This is a genomic window from Rhodococcus sp. NKCM2511 (assembly GCF_014905595.1).
GTDB classification, from domain to species: domain Bacteria; phylum Actinomycetota; class Actinomycetes; order Mycobacteriales; family Mycobacteriaceae; genus Rhodococcoides; species Rhodococcoides fascians.
This window is the reverse complement of sequence record NZ_BNHJ02000001.1, coordinates 38,167-58,074: the sequence shown is the minus strand read 5'-3', so window position 1 is coordinate 58,074 and position 19,908 is coordinate 38,167. Positions and strand designations below refer to the sequence as shown.

Sequence of the window (19,908 nt, the reverse complement as noted above, 5' to 3'; positions counted from 1 at the left end):
CAACCGCGTCGCACGTGACGTGCAACTCACCATACAAGTCGAGTTCGGTCGTCCACATCGAGTACCTACGCCGCCCGGATACGCGACGGTTGCCCGGCGTAGCAATACGCGAGAAAGGTTGAAACACAGACATTTCCGGCCAACTGGACTATGAGCAGCGTCACGATTACCTACTCGGCCACGGGCATATACTTACCTTTGATAACGATATTCGACGTACGAGCACGATGATCCGGCGTCGTCCGGTGCATCGTGGAGGGGAGCGAAGCATGACCCGAACAATTGCCATGAAAAGCACAGGGGCCGTCGACAGCGAACACGATCGAGACATCCGCCAACGAGACCGTTTCCAGCATCTGCACGACAGCGATCCGGAGTTCCGGGCTGCCGAGCCGGATCGGTCGGTTGCCGACGCGGCTCGTGAACTGGCACCCAACCTCGCTCGCGTGGTTGCCGAGATCATGACCAGGTACGCCGACCGCCCCGCCCTGGGACGCCGCGCGCGCATGATCGAGGACACCGAAGGCAGCACTACCGCTCGCTTGCTCCCCCGATTCGACACGGTGACCTACGGGCAGGCCTGGGCCGACGCAGGAGCCTTGGCGTCCGCCCTCGGTCACGACGACGGCGGCATCGCTGCAGGCGACTTCGTGGCCACGCTCGGTTTCGCCGGCATCGACTACGTGATCACCGAACTGGCCACCATCCGTGTGGGCGCAGTCGCAGTTCCACTGCAGGCCGGAGCCACCGCGGGTCAACTGAGGGCCATCGTCGACGAGGTCGAGCCGGTGGTCCTGGCCTCCGACGTGGACAACCTCGCCGTCGCGATGGAGGTCGCCGGTCACTGCCGGTCGATCCGCACAGTGGTCGTACTCGACTACGACGACCGAATCGATGCCGACACCCGCGCGTTGACATCCGCGCGCGAGGGTGTCCACGGGTCCGGCATTGCTGTTCGACCGCTCACCGAACTGGTGGACGAGGGTTCCCGACTCCCCCAGGTGCCGTTGTTCGACGTCGAGGATCCCGAGCGCCTCGCCGCGCTGATCTACACCTCCGGCAGCACCGGTACTCCCAAAGGGGCGATGCATACCGAGCAGATCGTGTCCGGTGCGTGGACCGGGGCCTGGCATCGGACGGGTGCCTCGTCCGAGGGTGTCGACGAGCCGGCTTTTCCCGTCATCACTCTCGACTACCTACCGATGAGCCACCTTGCGGGCCGCGGGCTCGTTTTCTCGACTCTGGCGGCGGGCGGCACGGTTCATTTCGCCGGCTCCAGCGACCTGTCCACGTTGTTCGAGGACTTCGCTCTCGCGCGCCCTACGCTGGCGTTGTTGATTCCGCGGGTGTGCGAGATGATTCGCCACACCGTGCTCGCCGAAATCGATCGTGCGGTCGACGGTACCGATGCGGGCGAACACGAGCAGATTTCGCGAGGCGTGCTCGAGCGCGTGCGGTCCGAGCAGTTCGGTGGACGAATCCTGGCTGCAATGGTGGGCACCGCACCCATCGCCGCCGAGGTCAAGGATTTCGTGACCGACTTGCTCGACGTTCGGGTGCGCGACAATTACGGTTCGACCGAAGCCGGAATGGTACTTCTCGACGGGATCGTCGCCCGGCCACCGGTTCTCGAATACAAGTTGGACGACGTGCCCGAACTCGGCTATTTCTCCACCGACACTCCCCATCCACGTGGTGAGCTCCTGCTCAAGACGACGTCGATCATCCCCGGCTACTACAAGCGGCCCGATGTGACCGCAGACGTCTTCGATTCGGACGGGTTCTACCGCACCGGCGATGTCGTGGCCGAGCTGGAACCGGACCGGCTCGCATACGTGGATCGTCGCAAGAACGTATTGAAGTTGGCCCAGGGCGAATTCGTCGCGTTGGCGCGCCTGGAAGCGGTGTTCGGTACGAGCGAGCTGGTGGACCAGATCTTCCTGTACGGCAACAGCCAGCGGTCGTATCTGTTGGCGATCGTCGTTCCTGCCCACGCGAACTCGACTGCGGGCGCGATCATGGAGTCGTTACAGCGGATCGCTCGCGCGGAGTCGTTGAATTCGTACGAGATACCTCGCGAGGTCGTGCTCGAACGCGAGCCCTTCACTCAGGACAACGGTCTGCTGTCGGGTGCCGGAAAGCAGTTGCGTCCCAAACTCGTCGAGCGGTACGGCGACCAACTCGAGCGTCGCTACGCAGAACTCGAATCGGGGCAGACCGATCGACTGCGTGAGCTCCGGCGTTCCGGTGCCCAGGCACCCGTGCTCGCCACGGTCGGGGACGCCGCCCAGGCTCTGCTCGGCTGTTCGGGCGCGGACATCCGGCCCGATGCCCACTTCACCGATCTCGGTGGTGACTCGTTGTCGGCGTTGACGTTTTCCACATTGCTGCGCGACATCTACGACGTCGACGTCCCGGTCGGGGTGATCACCGGACCCGCAATGGACTTGGCGGCTCTTGCCGACTACATCACGTCCGCAATCGACAACGATTCCGACACAGCGACATTCGCGTCGGTTCACGGACGCGACGCTTCCGTCGCGCACGCATCGGATCTGACCCTGTCGGCATTTCTGGACGCCTCACTGCTCGATGCCGCTCATCGAATTCCAGGCCCTCGGACGGTAACGAACACCGTGCTGCTGACGGGAGCGAATGGCTACCTGGGCAGGTTTCTGTGCCTCGAATGGCTCGAGAAGATGGCAGCCGCCGGCGGAAGAGTCATCTGCCTGGTGCGCGGACGCTCCGATGCCGATGCCCGCGCTCGGCTCGACGCCGCCTTCGACAGCGGGGACGCGACGTTGTCCGATCGATACCGCGCCTTGGCCGACGCCGCACTCGACGTGATTGCAGGCGATCTGGGCACTCCCCGGTTCGGGTTGACCGACGATGTCTGGGAGGAACTTTCCCGCCGCGTGGACCGCGTCGTGCACCCGGCAGCACTGGTCAATCACGCGCTGCCGTACGAGCACCTCTTCGGACCGAACGTCGTCGGAACGGCCGAGGTGATCCGGTTGGCCTTGACCGACCACATCAAGCCGGTGACCTACCTGTCGACGGTCGCGGTTGCCGTCGGTGTCGACGACTTCCACGAGAACGGTGACATTCGGGTGGACAGTCCGCAACGAGCAGTCGACGAGTCGTACGCCAACGGTTACGGAAACTCCAAGTGGGCAGGCGAAGTGTTGTTGCGCAATGCTTTCGACGAGTACTCGCTTCCCGTCTCGGTCTTCCGGTCCGACATGATCCTCGCCCACAGCACCTGGTCCGGTCAGCTGAACGTCCCCGACGTATTCACGCGACTGATCCTGTCGGTGGTCGCAACCGGGCTGGCACCGAGAAGCTTCTATGCCACCGACACCGGAGCGCCCACCGACGAGCAGGGCAGGCCACTGGCTCATTACGACGGATTGCCTGCGGACTTCAGTGCAGCGGCCATCACCTCGATCGCGGGCGACGACGTGGCAGGCTACCGAACCTTCGACATCCTGAACCCCCACGACGACGACATATCGCTTGATACGTTCGTCGATTGGCTACGTGACGCGGGCTGCACCATCGAGATCGTCGACGACTACGACGAATGGTTCGAAAGGTTCAGCGCGGCAGTTCAGGAACTACCGGAGAAACAACGGTCACACTCGTTGTTGCCGCTGATCCACTCCTACGCGCATCCCCAGCACCCGTCGTCGGGAGCAATCCTGCCGGCAGACGAATTCGCGTCGGCTGTCGGCGATATCCCACACCTCGGGCGAGAATTGATCGAGAAGTATCTGGCCGATCTGGTAGCACTCGGCCTGGTGGCCAAGAGCTGACCGTTACCTGGTGCGGGCCCTTCGGCTCGCACCAGGTAGCCCCGCCCACTGCCGCGGTACAGTCGAAAGCCTATGTGGATCGGATGGATAGAACTGGATTTTTTGTTGGGCGACGTGCACTCCCTGAAGGAGAAGCGCTCGGTGATTCGGCCCGTGATCTCGGAGCTGCATCGAAAATTCGCGGTGTCGGTCGCCGAAACCGACCATCGCGACCTGCACAGACGGGCCGAAATCGGAGCGTCGGTGGTAGCCGGCGACCTCGAGCACGTGACCGACATCCTCGACCGGGTCGAGCGGATGGCGGCGTCCCGACCCGAGCTTCATCTCGTAGCCGTTCGGCGGCGCACCCTGAAGAGCGACGACATCTGAATCGCGCGCTGTCGACGAATCCGGGTCTTCGACGATTACGGTTATCGACGGACGTCGAACACCTGCTTCTGGATGCCGTTGCCGTACACCTCGTGCTCCACCAGATCCAGGTGGGTCGTGGCCTTGTCACTGGAGCTGAACAGCCGCTTGCCCGCGCCGAGCAGCATCGGGAAGACCAACAGGTGGTAGCGGTCGACGAGACCGGCGTCGGCGAGGCTGCGACCCAGCGTCGCGCTGCCGTGCACCGAGATCGGCCCGCCTTCGGTCTCCCGGAGTTCGGCGACGTCGTCGATGCTGCGCAGAATGGTTGCCGGCCAACGGTCGTCGCTGCGCTCCAACGTCGTCGACACCACGTATCTGGGCATCGAGTTGTACCCGGAGAAGTCGTCCATTGTGGGCCAGATCGGGGCAAATGCCTCGTAGGAGGTTCGGCCCAGCAGCATGGCCGTGGCCTCGTCCTGCTCACGGCCCTTGATTTCGTACGCCGCAGGATCGAATTCGATGTCCTTGAACGTCCACCCTGCGTTGCGGTAGCCGACTTCCCCACCCGGTCCCTCCATGACGCCGTCGAGCGAAACGAACGCGGTCACGATCACGGTGCGCATGGGCAATCCTCAGTTCGGTTCAAGGAGAAAGCGGAGCAGGTGCCGGAATCGTAAACCACGCGTCGAACCGACCACAGACGTTGCTGGGTGGCAAGGTGGTCTCATGGCCGAGCAAGTGGAACGCACCGAAGACGGTCACTATGTCGTCATCAAGGGTCGACGGTGGCGCGCTACCGATCCCGATATTCCCGAGGATCGCAACGCCGAATTGCGCTCGATCCTCATGGCGTGGCGCAGAGACGTCAAACGCACCTCCGGTGCCACAGAGTCTCGCGCGGGCGTTCAAGCCGCCAAAGTCGCTCTGGGAGAACGAGGTACACCGTGGTGGGAACAGTCCCCGGACGAGCGACGGGCTCGATGGGAGGCCGAGGTGCCACGGCCGACCGACACCGGTCCCGAGAACTGATCACACGAATCGTTGCCATATCGGAAACTATCCGATATGGTTTCCGATATGGAAAGCATCGATACGCCCACCTCGTCCGAAGCTCGAACGACTCTCGACGACATCGACCGAGTGCAACGCGCCGTGCGCGACACTCCGTGGCCGGCCTGGTTGTACGCCGTCAACGCAGTGCTCATCGGTGCGTTGGCACTCACGCCGCTGCTCACCGACTCCCACCGCACTGTCGCCCTGCTGATTCTGGCCGCGGCCATTGTGGCAACGAACGTGGTCACCGGGTACCGAATGGGCACACCGTGGGCGCTGCCTACCAGCCGTGGATTTTTGGCGTCGGTCGCACTGTCCGTTGCTTTCGTGGTGGTAGCACTCGCATTCGCACAGCCATCCCTGCCGAGCTGGGCGTTGGTGCTCCTCGCTGCAGCAGCGACGGCGACCTACTCGTTCGGTTCGATCGCTCACTACCGGAGCACACACCGATGACGGACGATCTGGATCCGATCATTCATCCGGCGAACCGGCTGCGGATCTGCGCGCTGCTGGCGGCCGGTACGACGCTCGAGCTCGCCGTCGTCAAGGAACACAGTGGATTGAGCGCATCCGCGCTGAGCAAGCAGGTGGCGGCTCTGGTCGACGCCGGCTACGTGGACCAGCAGAGATCACGCACCGACTCGCGGCGGATGTGGTTATCGCTGACGAGGGAGGGAAAAAACGCCTACCGCCGCCATGTGGCTGCCCTCCGCGCCATTCTCGCGGAGGCCGACGCGAGCCCATCCGAGCCCGGGCGGTGAGTTCTCCCCCAGCTCCGTGTCTATCTTTCGACGGATGCAGTCGATGCAGCCCGCACTGGTCGTTCGATTCGAGAAGGAGTCCCTGCCATGCCCACACTCAGTCCGTACCTGTCGTTCCGTGACAATGCGCGCAACGCTATGGAGTTCTACCGCACGGTCTTCGGTGGAGAACTCACCATGACAACGTTCGGCGAGGGCCAGGCCACCGACGATCCATCCGAGAAGGACCTGATCATGCACGGCCAGTTGACAACTCCCAGCGGATTCACACTGATGGGGGCCGACACCCCGCCGTCGATGGAACACACACCCGGAAACACGATGAGCGTCTCGCTCTTCGGTACCGAGCACGAGGAATTGACGGGCTACTGGAACGCGCTGGCCGTCGACGCACAATTCACGATGGGTCTCGACGCAGCACCGTGGGGTGACGTATTCGGCATGCTCACCGACAAGTTCGGTGTGCAGTGGATGGTGAACATCTCCGGCTCGGTCGTCGAAAGCTGAGCGACGGAGGAGCAGTGGGCACCTTCAGTGGGTGCGCGATTCGACAGAGATGACCTCGTGCAGCCCTGTCGGCCCCCAGCCCCTGTCGAGCGCCACGATCAGCACCGCGCAACCGACTGCGGACAGCACCAGTGCGGAACCGAACAATGCGGTGTAACCGAACACGTCGCCGATCACGCCCGCCGTAAGTCCGGACGCACCCTGCGCAAAGACGATTGCACAGGCCATCAGTGTGTAATCGCTTCCTGCATAACGTTTTTCCGATGCGTCCATCATCAGCGCGAAAACGGCAACGGTTGCCGCGCCGCCCAGCACGTGTTCGGTGACGTTGGCCGCGACCAGAAGCGGAAACCCGCCGATGCCGAACGATGCCGCTACATACAACGCAAGACTGAGGGTTTGGGCGATTCCGCCGACCAGCAGAGCCTGACGACGTCCGAAGCGAAAGGACAACCACGCGCCGAGCGCAGCACCTCCGAGTGCTGCCACCGACGACAGGCCGCCCTCGACCAGCGCGATCTGAGTCAAGGTCAGTCCGTTGTCCGAGAGGAACGGGCCGACCAGCGCCGAGCCCATCGAGTTTCCGAATTTGAAGCCGACGATGAGAAGAATGAACGCGACCATGCCAGGCCTGCGCAATCGGGACCACCAGGCCACAGCAAGTCGCGCCGGGCTCTCGGACTCGGGCTGCCGGTCGGTGTCCACGTCTGCCGCGGCCAGTTGCCTGTTCATGAACCAGACCGGGGCCGTCGCCAACAGGATCAGCAATGCCATCGCAACGAAGAGCACCTGCCATCCGGCAAAGGTGAACAGCCACAACAGCACTCCCCCGCCGCACACCATACCTATCCGGTACGCGCCCACCTGCAGACCGTTGCCCAGGCCGCGTTGCGACACCGTCAACGTGCGGACCGCTATCCCATCCGTTGCGATGTCCTGGGTGGCCGACAGCGCGTTGATGACGAAAATCCCGACGAAGAGCCAGCGCAGCGTCGAAGACAGATCGAGCAACGACAGTGCAAGCGCCACCAGCGCGGCGGACACCTGCAACGTCAGGAGCCACCGCCGCCTGGAACCGTAACGATCGACGTACGGTGCCCACAGAAATTTCAGCGCCCACGGCAGAAACAACACCCCGGTTGCACTGATCTTCACCAGCGAGAAACCCGACTCTCGAAGCACGACGGGCAGGGCCTGCGTGAAGAAGCCGAACGGCAGACCCTGTGCGAAGTACAGGGCCCCGAGCAACGTGAGGGTGCCGACGGTGAACGACGCCGGACGCACCGCATTGGTCATGCCGGTCATCGTGTCAGAGCGAGGCCTCGTCCGCCGAGTACCGCACCGGTTGCCGAAGAATGGTGCGCAGCTTCGCCGGTTCGACCCGTCGTGGGTCACTGAGGTAGATCTCGTGATGACGACCGGTCATCGTCAGCCCGGCCTGCGGGATGTAGTGGTCGTGCATCTCGTCGAGCACCGCGGCCTCGTCATCGTAGGAACCGATGTGCAGAGTTTGCACGCACAGGCCCTCGTCGAGAGTGTCGAAGCGCATTCGGGCACGTCGGTCCGAACGGTTCTCGGATGCGGCGACCCCTACGGCGTGCTCGAACATCGTGTGGTCGATCCAGTCGGGCACCATGATCATCACAGTCCAGAGCCAGTTCGACTTGTCCCGGCGCGTGGTGAAGGCCGCCATGTCCGGCGCCCACCACAAGGCTTCGAGCGGTGGGACGACGTAGTCGCGCTCCAGGTCGTTCTTACTGATGAATTTCAGCCGATACGCAACGGGGAACAGCGTAGATACAGCATCGGCATATTCCGGCGCGGTGTTCGGATCCCCGTGTCCGTCGATCATCAAGTATTTCGTCGGTGGCACGGTCAGAACTCGAAACACGTTGCGCCGTGCCGAATACGAGTCGAGGGTCTTCTTGAAATCCGTCTTCATGCCCTCACCTCCTGCCGACTGCGCGTCAGTGTACCGACACTCCGGGCTGGGGTGCCATGGTGAACGCTCTCCTGTTCGGAAGCAGTTGGTCGGTCGACCGACACTGTCACAGCTCGGCGTCGACTGCCTTCGATTCGCCCCGACGCACTGCCATGTAGTCGGACAGTTCCCGTTTGACGACCGGCAGCAGCAAGTAGAGGCCCGAGATGTTGACCAACGCCAGGAGGAAGAGTGTGGCGTCGGCGAAGTCGAGCACCGAGCCGAGCGACAGTACGGTGCCGATGACGGTGAAGGTACAGAACATGAGGTTGAAGAAATTACGCGACAACCGGCTGCGACCGAACAGCGATGTCCAGGCCTGTAGTCCGTAGTACGCCCAGGTGATCGCCGTGGACAACGCGAACAGTGCCACGGCGAGAGTGAGTACGTACGGGAACCACGGCAGGACGGTCTCGAAGGCGTCGGAGGTGAGCGTGACGCCGCCCGCCGGCAACTCACCGGTTTCGGCAACTATGGCGCGCTGGTCCTGCCAGGACACAGTATTGGCGATCACGATGGTCAGGGCCGTTGCCGTGCAGATGACCACAGTGTCGATGAAGGGCTCGAGCATTGCCACGAATCCTTCGGTGACCGGATGTCTGGTCTTGACGGCCGAGTGAGCAATGGAAGCCGATCCCAACCCGGCCTCGTTGGAGAAGGCCGCGCGCTGGAACCCGATGATCATCACTCCGAGTACTCCGCCTGCCACGCCCTCGGGTGAGAACGCGCCGTCGAAGATGGCACCGAACGCCGTCGGAACGGACCGGAAGTTCACGGCGATGACGACGCCGCACGCGACGACATAGACCAACGCCATGGAAGGAACGAGTTTTGCGGTGACGGCCGAAATGGACTTCATGCCGCCGATGATGACCAGGCCGATGATGAGTGCGATCACGAGTCCGAACACTGCCTTCGCACCGTCCGAACCGAGGAAGCCTTCGTCGCCACCGGTAACCGAGCGGACCTGCGCGTACGTCTGATTGGCCTGAAACATGTTGCCGCCACTGATGGCGAAGAACGTGATGATGACGGCGTAGAAGACAGCCATCACCTTCCCGACCTTTGCAAGACCTCGCTCGGCGAGTCCCTTGGTGAGGTACTTCATCGGCCCGCCCGAGACGGTGCCGTCCTCGTTGATATCCCGATATTTCACGCCTAGGGTGCACTCGACGAACTTCGAGGCCATTCCCAGCAGTCCGGCGAGGATCATCCACAAGGTCGCCCCTGGTCCACCCAGCGTGACTGCGACCGCCACACCTGCAATGTTCCCCAGTCCCACGGTTCCGGACACTGCGGCCGTGAGAGCCCGGAAGTGGCTGACTTCGCCTGGTGCATCGGCTTCGTCTTCTTTGCCGCTCACCAGGATCAGAGATCGCTTGATACCGCGGAACTGAATGAACTTGAACGTGACGGTGAAGACGACGGCACCCAGAATCAGCCACAGAACGATCAGTGGAACTGCGGCACCACCGATGTTCACGGTGAAGAACACGAAGCTGGAGACAGCGGCGGAGATCGGATCGAAAGCATTGTTGATCGCTGTCTCGATGGAACTGATCGTGCCTCCGTCCGCGGCCGAATAGTCGATGGCGAGACGGTGAAAACTCATGACGTCGAGTCAACATCATCCCGGGCACACGTCACGGTCTTTATCAAAAAACGGGCAAATATTTACATATTCTTGACTTGCAGCGGCTCATTCACGGGTCCGAGCGGGCAATCGGCGGAGCAGAAGCGTCGCCGCATCGAGGACCATGTGTCGGTCGTAGGTCAGGCAGTAGTCGTACAACACGCTTCCGTCGTGGGCAGTTCCGCTCTCCACCGCGATGAGAGCAACGCTGGACATCGGTGCCACGATGACAACCGAGCGCTCCGACGCCAGTGGTTCGTCCTCACCGACCGCAACGGTCCGAAACCGATGCTCACCCGGCATCGGCCGCGAGTCGAAGACGGCCAGGAGAGCCGTGCGCACAGCGAGGTCGTCGAACAACGCGACACGCTCGGCGGTCGACCCGGCCGACGCGTTCGTCGTCGCCAATACGACGGTCGACGCACCTGTGCCGTAGACACTGCGAAGCAGACCGTTCTCGATGTCGTCGAGAAGCCGTGCGTCAGCGCGTCGACGGGTTCCGAATCGATGGACCAGACCGTACGGCGTCACGGCAACAGGGGCCCGGACGGTTATTGCCGGCTCCAACTCGAGTGTGTCGGCCGTACCGCCGGTGGCTCCGAAGGTGGGTAGATGAGTCGGAGCGCCATACAAGTAGCCCTGGCCGAGAACCGCACCCATGTCGTGCGCAGTCGCTTCGTGCTGCTCCGTTTCGATTCCCTCGGCGAGCACCAGCGCACCGCTGCGTTCGGCCTCTGCGGCGACCGCGGACACCACGGACGCCGTGGCATAGCTCGAACGGCCCTGCACGAGAGACATATCCAGCTTGATGACGTCGGGCCGGAGCAGCGGAATAAGTGCCAGACTCGACGAGTCTGCACCCACATCGTCGAGCGCGACCCGCCATCCCAGGTCGCGGGCATGCTCTACCGCACGCAGCAGCCCGGCGGGGTCACCCATCAGATCTCGCTCGGTGATCTCGACGATGATCGACAACCGAGATGCCTCGGCCATCAATGGCAGGCACTCTCTCGGAGGTGGCGCGTCCAGGGCGGTGGGTTCCGCGTTGACGAACAACGCGAGTCCTTCGGGGAAACCGGCCTCGACAGCCCCGCTCAGGGCGCTGAGTCTGCACCGCCAGTCGAACTCGGCCGACTCGCCTCGATCGGCCGCCTCGCGCAGCAGCTGCGGCGGCGAGATCGCTTGCGCGTCGCCGCAGGTCCGCACCAGGGCTTCGTAACCCACTACAGCTCGGCCGTCCAACGCGACGATCGGCTGGTAAGTCGACGTGATATCGATCGTCATCGGCGAAAATTGCGCGTGCGAGGCGTCACGATGCACAGGCGGACCTCCCTCGGTACCCCTCGACGGTCCCCACCCGGGGAACCATCATGCCCGATGGTCGCCGGCCGCGCCCTCTTCCCTCGCCGACGGGCTATAGGGTGCTCGGAAGACTTCGGATCGGCGGTGAACATTGGTGGGTGCGAACTCCGACGATCACCTGTTCGCGGGCAGATATCGTCTGGGCAACGTCGTGGGGCGCGGCGGAATGGCAGATGTCGTTCGAGCCGACGACGACGTCCTCGGTAGGCCCGTTGCCGTGAAGATATTCCGTCAGGGTGAACCCGCACATACCGATGCACGGATCGATGCCGAGATCAGGACGCTCGCGTCGCTGTCGCATCCTGGCCTGGTGACGTTGTACGACGCGGGTACCGCCCCCGACACCGGCGGTATCCGAGTGCCGTTTCTGGTGATGGAGTTCGTCGACGGCCCCACTCTGAACGGCTACCGCGCAGGCCGCGCACTACCGGGCGATCTCGTCGCCCGGATGGGACACGAGATCGCTCGAGCCCTTGCCTACATCCACCACCGCGGCGTCATCCACCGCGACATCAAACCGGCCAACATCCTGGTCGCCCGAGAGCCGGCGTCGGGCACGGGGCACTGCGTGAAGCTCACCGATTTCGGTATCGCTCGCATCGTCGACGCCGACCGCCTCACCGAGCACGGCACCACCGTCGGCACCGCTCACTATCTCAGCCCGGAACAGGCGACGGGCACCTCTGCGGGGCCTGCAACCGACATCTACAGCCTCGGATTGGTTCTCATCGAATGTCTCACCGGCGAACTGGTGTTCGACGGCAGCGCGGTAGCCGCAGCCGTGGCGCGCTTGCACCGCGACCCCGAGGTACCAGAGCAACTCGGGCCCCAGTGGCATTCGCTGCTGACGACGATGACGGCCAGACATCCCGAAAACAGGCCGACGGCGGACACCGTGGCCGACGCCTTACACAGTCTCTCCAGCGAACCGCCACCACTGCCGGCCACTGCGGTCCTGCCCCTCGCGAACTCGACAGCGGTTGTCGCCGAGCAGGATTCGGCCCCTCGACATACGGAGGGTTCACGGCGTCGCGGTCTTGTCCCTCTGGCTGCGGCTGCACTGTTCGTCGCCGTCGCGTCGGCAATTGCCTGGATGGCAACCGGAACAGGCGACGAGCCGATCGAGACATCGCCGTCCACATCGGTCACCGCTCCGACTAGCCCGGCACCCGTGACAACCTCATCCGAGTCCTCGATGCCGGTTGTCTCGAACCTCCCCCAGGACGTGCCCGCCCGCGCCGTCGAACAGGTGCCCGCCGAGCCGACACAACCTGCGGCTCCACCGCGAAACGGGAACAACGGCAACGGTAATGCGGGCAATGGCAACTCCGGCAACGGGAGTCCAGGCAACAGCAACGGCAACGGCAACGGCAACGGCAATTCAGGCAACGGGAACTCCGGCAACGGCAACCCCGGCCGTGGGAACTGAGCATGTCGGCAACCAATGGAACGGACAGAGCATGACGCACGTCGACACCGTGGTGGTGGGAGCCGGCATTTCCGGCCTCACCGCAGCACGCATTCTGCACCGTGCGGGTCACCGTGTGGTCGTTCTCGAAGCCCGCGACCGCGTCGGCGGACGAGTGCACACCCTGCGGACGAACGGACAGATTTTCGATGTCGGTGCGTCCTGGGTTCATGGAATCGACAACAATCCGCTGGCCGACGCAGTACAGGCTTTCGGCATTCCGACCAGTGAGTTCACGGTGGGGAGTTTTCAGCCGGACGGACGACCCATCGCGTACTACTCACCGAACGGACGGCGTCTGAGCGAGGACGAGGTTGCGAGCTTCGCGTCGGACGTACACGTCGTCGACGAGCTGCTGGCGGCGACCATAGCGACATCGACCCTGGGCACGTCGTACAAGGATGCCGTGAACAGCACCGTGAAACGGCTCGCATGGGATCCTGATCGAATCGAACGGGTCCGGGAGTTCCTGGGTCACCGGGCCGAGGAACAGCTGGGTGTCGACCAGGGGATGCTCGATGCGCACGGGTTGGACGACGACGCGATCGAGGGTGACGAGGTCGTGTTCCCCGAGGGGTACGACCGGCTCGCGGTCTGTCTGGCCGACGGGCTGAATGTACGACTCGGCCATGAAGTGACACGCATCGCGTGGGGATCGAACAGCTCCTCCGTCGAGACTCTCACCGAGACGTTCTCGGCCGACCACATCGTGGTGACGGTTCCGATCGGCGTCCTGAAGTCACCGACCTTGCTTATCGAACCGCCTCTTACCCATCCGGTGTCGACTGCGCTGGACGGACTCGAGATGAACGCGTTCGAGAAGGTGTTCCTACAGTTCCCGCATGCATTCTGGGACGAGGACGTCTACGCGATTCGGCAGCAAGGGGAGGCCGGGCGTTGGTGGCACTCGTGGTATGACGTGACCGTGCCGCAGGGGTTGCCCACGCTGCTCACGTTTGCGGCGGGGCCGTGTGCGCAGACGATCCGGCAGTGGTCCGACGCACGTATTGCCGAGTCGGTGCTCGACGCGCTTCGTGGCCTCTACGGCGAACGCGTGATCTCCCCGCAGCGGGTGCATGTCACGCGATGGCAGGACGACCCGTTCTCCCACGGTGCTTACTCGTACCCGGCGGTCGGCTCGCGACCGAGCGACCACGACGATCTGTCGACCCCGGTCGGCGGAGTTCTACACCTGGCCGGCGAGGCAACGTGGACGGACGATCCGTCGACGGTGACCGCGGCATTCCTGTCGGGACACCGAGCGGCGGAGCGAATCCTGGCCCGCACGGTTCCGTTCGACGAGATCTGGGGCGGCGGCGAACTTCGTCCCAATTAGACGTAGATTCGCATTTCCTTCCCGAAACCGCGCACCGGGATTACTATGACGACTTCATCCAGGCGGATGACCCGTTACCGATGTGCGCTGCCATTCTTCTGGTCGGTGCCGATGTGGCAGCGGCGCTGTTCGACACGGCAAGGCACAGGGGTGGACCATGGTTTCCGACGTCATCGACTGCAGCACGGTCTTCGCACACGACGTCGAGCAAGTGTGCGGGGTGCTCAGTGCGGTCGAACTGTACCCGCGATATTTCCCCGGACTCGGGTACTGCCTTCTCAGCGAGTCGGCGAACCGCTACACGTGCGGCGTCGGTGGGGTCGAGCACGCACTCGAAGTCGTGGTGAACAGACGTAACCGGCCGATCATCACCGTCGAGCACGTCGAATCCGGCGGTTTCATCAGATTCACCCTCAGCGCGCGTTCACCGAGCGAGACCAAGATCGATGTGACGATCTTCAGAGCCGGCCTGGCCGGAACCTACTCGCCGCAACCCGAACACAATCGGGCAGTGGTCGACTGGGTCATGGGTGGCCTGAACAGGTTGGCCGAGTCCCTCTCCGGCGCAACGACATCGATCGTGTCCAACGCCGGCGATTCCCGGTCGCTACAGCTTGCGGTCCTCAAAACGATGATCGGTACCGGCGTCGTTCGCGCCGCGCGTCCTGATCGCGCATACCGGCAGCTGAACTCGCTGGCGAAATGGGGCTTCACCCTCGGCGGTGGCTTCGCGGCCGCCGCCGCCAAGTCACCGGACGAAATTGCCGTGATCGACGATCGCGGTACTCGCACGTTCGCAGAAATCCACCTGCGATCGCATCGGATAGCAGCAGGGTTCGCCGCATCCGGAATTCGCCCGGGAAGCACGGTAGGAGTCCTGGCCCGCAATCACACTGCCATGATCGAATGCGTCGTCGCCTGCGGCATGCTCGGTGTCGAGGTCGTACTTCTCAACACCGGCCTCGCGGCCCGCCAGATCGAGACCATCTCGAGTCGTCACCAGCTGCAAGCGTTGTTCGTCGACGACGAATTCGACAAGATGGTTCGCTACCTCCCCAACGACGTCCTCCGCGTCAGCCTGTCGGCTCATACCGTCGTCGCGGGCCGTCGCACTCTGGAGCATTTCGTCGCGGCTCCGTCCGCCACGTTCGACAGACCGCAACGGCCCGGATCCGTTGTCGTGCTGACCTCGGGCACCAGCGGGTCTCCCAAAGGTGCACTTCGCCCGACCCCACGCGGCTTCGGGACCGTCGCGGCCATGTTGTCCCGCATGCCACTTCGTATGAACGAGCGCATGCTGATCGCCGCGCCGATGTTCCACAGCTGGGGGCTGGCGGCGTTGCAGATCAGTACACCGCTGCGGGCAACCGTGGTTCTGCAGGATCGATTCGATCCGGAAGAGTGCTTGCGGGCGATTCAGACTCATCGGTGCACGTCGCTGATCGCTGTCCCGATCATGTTGCAGCGCATTCTCGATCTACCCGAAGCCGTGCGATCGCGCTACGACACGTCCAGCTTGAAAGTCGTCGCGTGCAGCGGTTCGGCGTTGACGGGGTCGACCGTCTCGCGGTTCATGGATGCGTTCGGAGATGTTCTGTACAACTTCTATGGTTCCACCGAGGTCTCGTGGGCGACCATCGCCACACCGCAGGATCTGCGTGCAGCTCCCACTACCGCGGGTCGGCCGCCGCTCGGCACGACCATCGCCGTACTCGACGCCGACGGCGCAGTGGTTCCGACCGGCACTCTGGGCCGGATATTCGTAGGTAACGACATGCTCTTCGACGGCTACACGAACGCCGAGCCACCGTCGACTGCTTCGGCTCGCGGTGCAGCACTCATGGATACCGGCGACCTCGGGTACATCGATTGCAACGGGCGGCTCTTCGTGTGCGGGCGGGACGACGAGATGATCATCTCCGGCGGCGAGAACGTGTTTCCCGGGCCGGTGGAGGACGCCATCGCCAACCTTCCTCAGGTCGGCGAGGTAGCGGTGGTCGGTGTACCGGACAACGAGTACGGTCAGCGCCTCGCGGCGTTCGTCGTCGGTCGGGGTGCTGCAGGCCTCGACGCAGATATGGTGCGGGCCTACATCCGAAATCGACTGAGCCGGTTCTCGGTGCCGCGAGACATCACGTTCCTCGAAGAACTCCCCCGAACCGCGACCGGCAAAGTGATCAAGAGGATGCTGATCGAACCTCCCACGGCCGCCGGTATGTAAGCCGGCACGTCGACTTCCTCACCACCCCGCCTTCCGACTCCACCCCGAGAACTCTCAGTTGTTTGACTGTTCAGAATCTGAGACTATTTGGGGAGGAAGCGACACCCGTTCTGCGGGTAAGGGACGGAAGGGACGGAATGGCGATGTCGAGGTCATCGGATGAACCCCGTCAGGCTCGCGCCGCCCAGCCCGGGGATGCGTCGTCGTCCTTCCTGCAGTTGTTTTTCGAGGCAACCCGTGAGAACGACCTCTCCCCCGGGCCGAGTCCGAACCGTGGAATCCACGACGACCGATCGAGCGACTGAAGAATCGCGAAACCGAGTCGACACTCGAAGCGCGCAATAGAGTCGAATGACTGATGACAGCTCACGACGCCGCAGCCGATACTTCGAACCCGACGGGTTCGAGGAGCGTGATGTCCCAGATACGAGTAGTCATCGCCGATGACGACGTGTTGCTGCGAGAAGGCCTGGCCAGTCTGCTCACCCAGGCGGGCCTCGATGTCGTGGGCCGGGCCGGTGACGCCGAGGAGTTACTGGCGTTGCTCGAGAAAGATCCACCGGACCTGGCGATCATCGACATCAGGATGCCGCCGACCTACACCGCCGAGGGGCTAGACGCGGCCGTGAAGATCCGCGACCGTTTCCCCGACGTCTCTCTGCTGCTCCTGTCTGCTCACGTCGAAGTCGATCACGCACTCGAACTGCTCGACAGCGCGAACAACACCGCCAAGGGTATGGGTTACCTGCTCAAGAGCCGTGTGACCGACATCGCCGACTTCGTCTCGACGATAGATCGGATCGCGGCAGGATCGTCGGTCATCGATCCTGCTCTTGTATACGAACTGGTTGCGGCCAAGCGCCGAGGTGATCCCCTCGGCGCGTTGAGTTCTCGCGAACGGGACGTCTTGACCTTGATGGCCGAAGGGCTCTCCAACGCGGGCATAGGCAGACGCTTGTGGATCACCGAAGGAACCGTCGAGAAGCACGTCCGAAGCATCCTGACCAAGTTGGACCTGTCGGAGACGGCCGACGATCACCGTCGCGTGCGAGCGGTGATCCTGTATCTGGACACCGTCGGGTGACCCGCCGTCAGGTGCCCAGCAGGGCTTCGATCGCGCTCGCCGACAGCTCGAATTTCGACAGGAAACCCAGGGCAGAACTGTTGTTCACCAGGTCTGCGAAGTCCTCCTCGTCGTGTGTCGACACGAGAATGACGGCAGGCGGAGGCGTCAGATCCTGGGCGTCGATCGCTTCGACCACCTCGAATCCACTGTCGGCACCCAAGTCGATATCGACCAGCACGAGATCGGGGTGGGTGGACAGCACTGCATCGATCGCCGAGGCGAGTGAGGTCGCCGTGCCGACCACCGACATCCCTGCCGATTCCAACAGTCGGCGTGCAGCGACACAGAAAGCGTCGCTGTCGTCGACGATCAGGCACTGCAGGCGGGAGGGCATCACTCTGTCGAGAGTGTCAGAGACTGCTCGGGTCGGCATTACCGCTAGCGGTAATTCGAGCAGTCGGATGTGCCGATGACGTCGGACACCGCCCTCCGCGACCGGCTCGTCACTGTGATACTCCGGCCGAGTGCGCCGCCGGTCGCCTGCGGAATCGCAGTGGCCGCAGCCGCCATCGCCGTCGAGATACTCGTTGTGCTGACGCTCAAACGGGTGTCACCCGAGAATGCTTTCGGTGCGATATTCCTGTTCGGAGTGCTGATCGTGTCTGCGGGGTGGGGCTTTCGTCTGTCGATCGCGACATCGGTCGCCAGTGCCGGCGCGTACGCCTACATCCATGTACTCGAAAGCAGTGAGAGCCTCGTCCCTGCACTGATCGTGTTTCTGGCACTGGCGCTTCTGACCAACGTGCTGGTTGGCCAATCACGTTTGCGCGCAACCGAATCCGATCAACGTCGACGAGAAGCAGATATGTTGGCGGCGTTCGCCAAGACCATCTTGCGCTCGGACCACACCCCGACGATGCTCGATGTTGCCAGCACCCGCCTGGCTGCGGTCCTCGACCTGCCCTTCGCGGTGTTGAAGCAAGGGAAGGCCGACGCGTCCGTGGGGCAGGAGAAAATCCTGCTTCGGGACGGGGACGTCGTCACCGCGTCGCTGCTGGTTCCCGCCGATCTCGATAGCGTCGATGCCCGCCGTATCCGCCGTGTCGTGCCTTCGTTGGAGGCTCTTCTTGCCGCCGCCCGCGACCGTCAGGACATGCACCTGCGTACCGTCGCGCTGGCACGCCAGCAAGCGTCACTTCGGAAGGTCGCAACATTGGTGGCGCTGCGGGCCGATCCGGATGACGTGTACCTCGCAGTCGCACACGAACTCACCGTCGGGTTGGACAACGAACATGTTTCGGTGATCCGCTACGGCGACGGGTATTACACGATTCTGGCGATCCGCGACGAATCCGCCGGTGAGCGCGTGCAAGCCGGTGACCGACTGCCGATCGGTGGGCAGAACGTGGCCACGATCGTCGCCGACACCGGCCGCGCCGCTGCCGTCGACTTCACCGAAGCGACCGGCGGTATCGCTGAGCGACTGGAGGGCAGGGGTATTCGCTGGGTCGAAGGTGTACCGATCACTGTCGACGGCAATACCTGGGGTGCCGTCATCATCGGCACGACAGCTACGCAGTATGCGGCCGGCGGTGAGACCCGAGATCGACTGGCCGACTTCGCCGACCTCGTTGCCACTGCGGTCTACAACCACGACACACGAGTTCAGCTGACGCGGTCCCGGTCCCGCGTGGTCGCCGCAGCCGACCAAGCCCGCCGAGGTATCGAGCGTGACCTGCACGACGGTGCCCAACAGCGAATCGTCTCTCTCGGAATGGAATTGCGCGGCGCCCAAGCCGCTGCCCCGGAGAACCTGACCGAGCTCCGCGCGATGTTGGACCGCAGCGTCGAGACGCTGTCGCAGGTGCACACCGACCTCCGCGAACTCAGTCGCGGCATCCATCCCGCAATCCTCTCGCGCGGAGGACTCGCACCGGCACTCAAGACGTTGGCCAGACGCAGTCCGATTCCCGTTGCCCTCACCGCCGACATTTCCTCCCGGATGGACGAATCGGTGGAAGTGGCTGCGTACTACGTGGTCGCCGAGGCGCTGACGAACACGGCCAAATATGCCGAGGCCACCGAAGTCGACATCACCGCGCACCTGACCGAGGACAGCTTGGAACTGACCGTAACCGACAACGGCCGCGGAGGTGCCGATCCGAGCACAGGGTCGGGTTTGATCGGACTACAGGATCGGGTGGCCGCAGTCGGCGGCGAACTGACCATCGTCAGCCCACCCGGGGGTGGCACGACACTGTCGGTCCACATCGGTCTGTCTACCGGCTAGCAGGTAGCGGCGCCACCGGAATCTCCTCCCCCGCGTTGGATGGCAGCGGCGACGCTTTCGACCC

General features: G+C 63.5%; 17 protein-coding genes. 11 read left to right on the top strand and 6 right to left on the bottom strand.

Translation table 11 applies throughout. From position 1 onward, the window contains the following. Window positions 1-269 precede the first annotated feature (269 nt). Entirely contained in the window at window positions 270-3,815 is a 3,546-nt protein-coding gene (gene car / locus JLZ96_RS00240) for a carboxylic acid reductase (protein ID WP_201009319.1), read from the top strand. 72 nt (window positions 3,816-3,887) lie between these two features. Continuing rightward, window positions 3,888-4,184: a DUF503 domain-containing protein gene (locus tag JLZ96_RS00235; RefSeq protein ID WP_032366161.1), complete on the top strand. Its 297-nt coding sequence runs from the start codon at window positions 3,888-3,890 to the stop codon at window positions 4,182-4,184. A 41-nt stretch (window positions 4,185-4,225) separates the two neighbouring features. Here JLZ96_RS00235 and JLZ96_RS00230 read toward each other — a convergent pair whose 3' ends face one another. Next, window positions 4,226-4,789: a dihydrofolate reductase family protein gene (locus JLZ96_RS00230; protein ID WP_032366160.1), complete on the bottom strand. Its 564-nt coding sequence runs from the start codon at window positions 4,787-4,789 to the stop codon at window positions 4,226-4,228. A gap of 103 nt (window positions 4,790-4,892) precedes the next feature. Between JLZ96_RS00230 and JLZ96_RS00225 the strand changes: the two genes are divergently transcribed. The 4 genes from JLZ96_RS00225 to JLZ96_RS00210 all read left to right on the top strand — a co-directional run bounded on the left by JLZ96_RS00225 (window position 4,893) and on the right by JLZ96_RS00210 (window position 6,487). Beyond that, the gene (locus JLZ96_RS00225) at window positions 4,893-5,195 is read left to right on the top strand and encodes a hypothetical protein (RefSeq protein WP_032400726.1); all 303 of its coding nucleotides are present in this window, start codon (window positions 4,893-4,895) and stop codon (window positions 5,193-5,195) included. 48 nt (window positions 5,196-5,243) lie between these two features. Continuing rightward, window positions 5,244-5,672 (top strand): hypothetical protein, encoded by a 429-nt coding sequence (locus JLZ96_RS00220; RefSeq protein WP_201009318.1) that lies wholly within the window; start codon window positions 5,244-5,246, stop codon window positions 5,670-5,672. Beyond that, window positions 5,669-5,980: a transcriptional regulator gene (locus JLZ96_RS00215; protein WP_032366157.1), complete on the top strand. Its 312-nt coding sequence runs from the start codon at window positions 5,669-5,671 to the stop codon at window positions 5,978-5,980. The genes JLZ96_RS00220 and JLZ96_RS00215 overlap by 4 nt, the downstream gene beginning before the upstream one ends. Window positions 5,981-6,067: 87 nt before the next feature. Continuing rightward, window positions 6,068-6,487 (top strand): VOC family protein, encoded by a 420-nt coding sequence (locus JLZ96_RS00210; RefSeq protein WP_032366156.1) that lies wholly within the window; start codon window positions 6,068-6,070, stop codon window positions 6,485-6,487. Window positions 6,488-6,511: 24 nt separating this feature from the next. On the opposite strand, the gene JLZ96_RS00205 is transcribed toward JLZ96_RS00210, so the two are convergent. From JLZ96_RS00205 to JLZ96_RS00190, 4 genes are all read right to left on the bottom strand, one after another. Then, entirely contained in the window at window positions 6,512-7,783 is a 1,272-nt protein-coding gene (locus JLZ96_RS00205; protein ID WP_032366217.1) for an MFS transporter, read from the bottom strand. Between the two features lie 13 nt (window positions 7,784-7,796). After that, window positions 7,797-8,429 carry a GyrI-like domain-containing protein gene (locus JLZ96_RS00200; RefSeq protein ID WP_201009317.1) on the bottom strand — a complete coding sequence of 211 codons (633 nt, stop codon included), beginning with the start codon at window positions 8,427-8,429 and terminating at the stop codon, window positions 7,797-7,799. Between the two features lie 106 nt (window positions 8,430-8,535). Beyond that, a complete protein-coding gene (locus JLZ96_RS00195) occupies window positions 8,536-10,080 on the bottom strand; it encodes a sodium:alanine symporter family protein (protein WP_032370587.1) in 1,545 nt (514 codons plus the stop codon). Between the two features lie 87 nt (window positions 10,081-10,167). Then, window positions 10,168-11,385, bottom strand: coding sequence for an EAL domain-containing protein (locus JLZ96_RS00190; protein WP_236253795.1), 1,218 nt, complete (start codon window positions 11,383-11,385; stop codon window positions 10,168-10,170). A gap of 172 nt (window positions 11,386-11,557) precedes the next feature. Here JLZ96_RS00190 and JLZ96_RS25115 point away from each other — a divergent pair, with 172 nt between their 5' ends. The 4 genes from JLZ96_RS25115 to JLZ96_RS00170 all read left to right on the top strand — a co-directional run bounded on the left by JLZ96_RS25115 (window position 11,558) and on the right by JLZ96_RS00170 (window position 17,572). After that, window positions 11,558-12,892 carry a serine/threonine-protein kinase gene (locus JLZ96_RS25115; protein ID WP_268963029.1) on the top strand — a complete coding sequence of 445 codons (1,335 nt, stop codon included), beginning with the start codon at window positions 11,558-11,560 and terminating at the stop codon, window positions 12,890-12,892. A 31-nt stretch (window positions 12,893-12,923) separates the two neighbouring features. After that, complete coding sequence (locus JLZ96_RS00180; protein ID WP_201009314.1) at window positions 12,924-14,267, top strand: NAD(P)/FAD-dependent oxidoreductase; 1,344 nt, start codon at window positions 12,924-12,926, stop codon at window positions 14,265-14,267. A gap of 157 nt (window positions 14,268-14,424) precedes the next feature. Then, window positions 14,425-16,488 (top strand): AMP-binding protein, encoded by a 2,064-nt coding sequence (locus JLZ96_RS00175; RefSeq protein WP_201009313.1) that lies wholly within the window; start codon window positions 14,425-14,427, stop codon window positions 16,486-16,488. Between the two features lie 415 nt (window positions 16,489-16,903). Beyond that, the gene (locus JLZ96_RS00170) at window positions 16,904-17,572 is read left to right on the top strand and encodes a response regulator transcription factor (protein ID WP_032366150.1); all 669 of its coding nucleotides are present in this window, start codon (window positions 16,904-16,906) and stop codon (window positions 17,570-17,572) included. Window positions 17,573-17,579: 7 nt separating this feature from the next. On the opposite strand, the gene JLZ96_RS00165 is transcribed toward JLZ96_RS00170, so the two are convergent. Next, window positions 17,580-17,948, bottom strand: coding sequence for a response regulator transcription factor (locus tag JLZ96_RS00165; RefSeq protein ID WP_236254032.1), 369 nt, complete (start codon window positions 17,946-17,948; stop codon window positions 17,580-17,582). Window positions 17,949-18,023: 75 nt separating this feature from the next. Here JLZ96_RS00165 and JLZ96_RS00160 point away from each other — a divergent pair, with 75 nt between their 5' ends. Further along, window positions 18,024-19,844 (top strand): ATP-binding protein, encoded by a 1,821-nt coding sequence (locus JLZ96_RS00160; protein WP_201009311.1) that lies wholly within the window; start codon window positions 18,024-18,026, stop codon window positions 19,842-19,844. Window positions 19,845-19,908 lie beyond the last annotated feature (64 nt).

Bases quoted from the DNA above. Each gene is read 5' to 3' on its own strand.
- JLZ96_RS00235 (WP_032366161.1), top strand. From the start codon at position 3,888: ATGTGGATCGGATGGATAGAACTGGATTTTTTGTTGGGCGACGTGCAC.
- JLZ96_RS00215 (WP_032366157.1), top strand. From the start codon at position 5,669: ATGACGGACGATCTGGATCCGATCATTCATCCGGCGAACCGGCTGCGG.
- JLZ96_RS00175 (WP_201009313.1), top strand. From the start codon at position 14,425: ATGGTTTCCGACGTCATCGACTGCAGCACGGTCTTCGCACACGACGTC.
- car (WP_201009319.1), top strand. From the start codon at position 270: ATGACCCGAACAATTGCCATGAAAAGCACAGGGGCCGTCGACAGCGAA.
- JLZ96_RS00230 (WP_032366160.1), bottom strand. From the start codon at position 4,789: ATGCGCACCGTGATCGTGACCGCGTTCGTTTCGCTCGACGGCGTCATG.
- JLZ96_RS00165 (WP_236254032.1), bottom strand. From the start codon at position 17,948: ATGCCCTCCCGCCTGCAGTGCCTGATCGTCGACGACAGCGACGCTTTC.
- JLZ96_RS00225 (WP_032400726.1), top strand. From the start codon at position 4,893: ATGGCCGAGCAAGTGGAACGCACCGAAGACGGTCACTATGTCGTCATC.
- JLZ96_RS00190 (WP_236253795.1), bottom strand. From the start codon at position 11,385: ATGACGATCGATATCACGTCGACTTACCAGCCGATCGTCGCGTTGGAC.
- JLZ96_RS00205 (WP_032366217.1), bottom strand. From the start codon at position 7,783: ATGACCAATGCGGTGCGTCCGGCGTCGTTCACCGTCGGCACCCTCACG.
- JLZ96_RS00210 (WP_032366156.1), top strand. From the start codon at position 6,068: ATGCCCACACTCAGTCCGTACCTGTCGTTCCGTGACAATGCGCGCAAC.
- JLZ96_RS00160 (WP_201009311.1), top strand. From the start codon at position 18,024: ATGACGTCGGACACCGCCCTCCGCGACCGGCTCGTCACTGTGATACTC.
- JLZ96_RS00180 (WP_201009314.1), top strand. From the start codon at position 12,924: ATGACGCACGTCGACACCGTGGTGGTGGGAGCCGGCATTTCCGGCCTC.
- JLZ96_RS00200 (WP_201009317.1), bottom strand. From the start codon at position 8,429: ATGAAGACGGATTTCAAGAAGACCCTCGACTCGTATTCGGCACGGCGC.
- JLZ96_RS00170 (WP_032366150.1), top strand. From the start codon at position 16,904: ATGTCCCAGATACGAGTAGTCATCGCCGATGACGACGTGTTGCTGCGA.
- JLZ96_RS00195 (WP_032370587.1), bottom strand. From the start codon at position 10,080: ATGAGTTTTCACCGTCTCGCCATCGACTATTCGGCCGCGGACGGAGGC.
- JLZ96_RS00220 (WP_201009318.1), top strand. From the start codon at position 5,244: ATGGAAAGCATCGATACGCCCACCTCGTCCGAAGCTCGAACGACTCTC.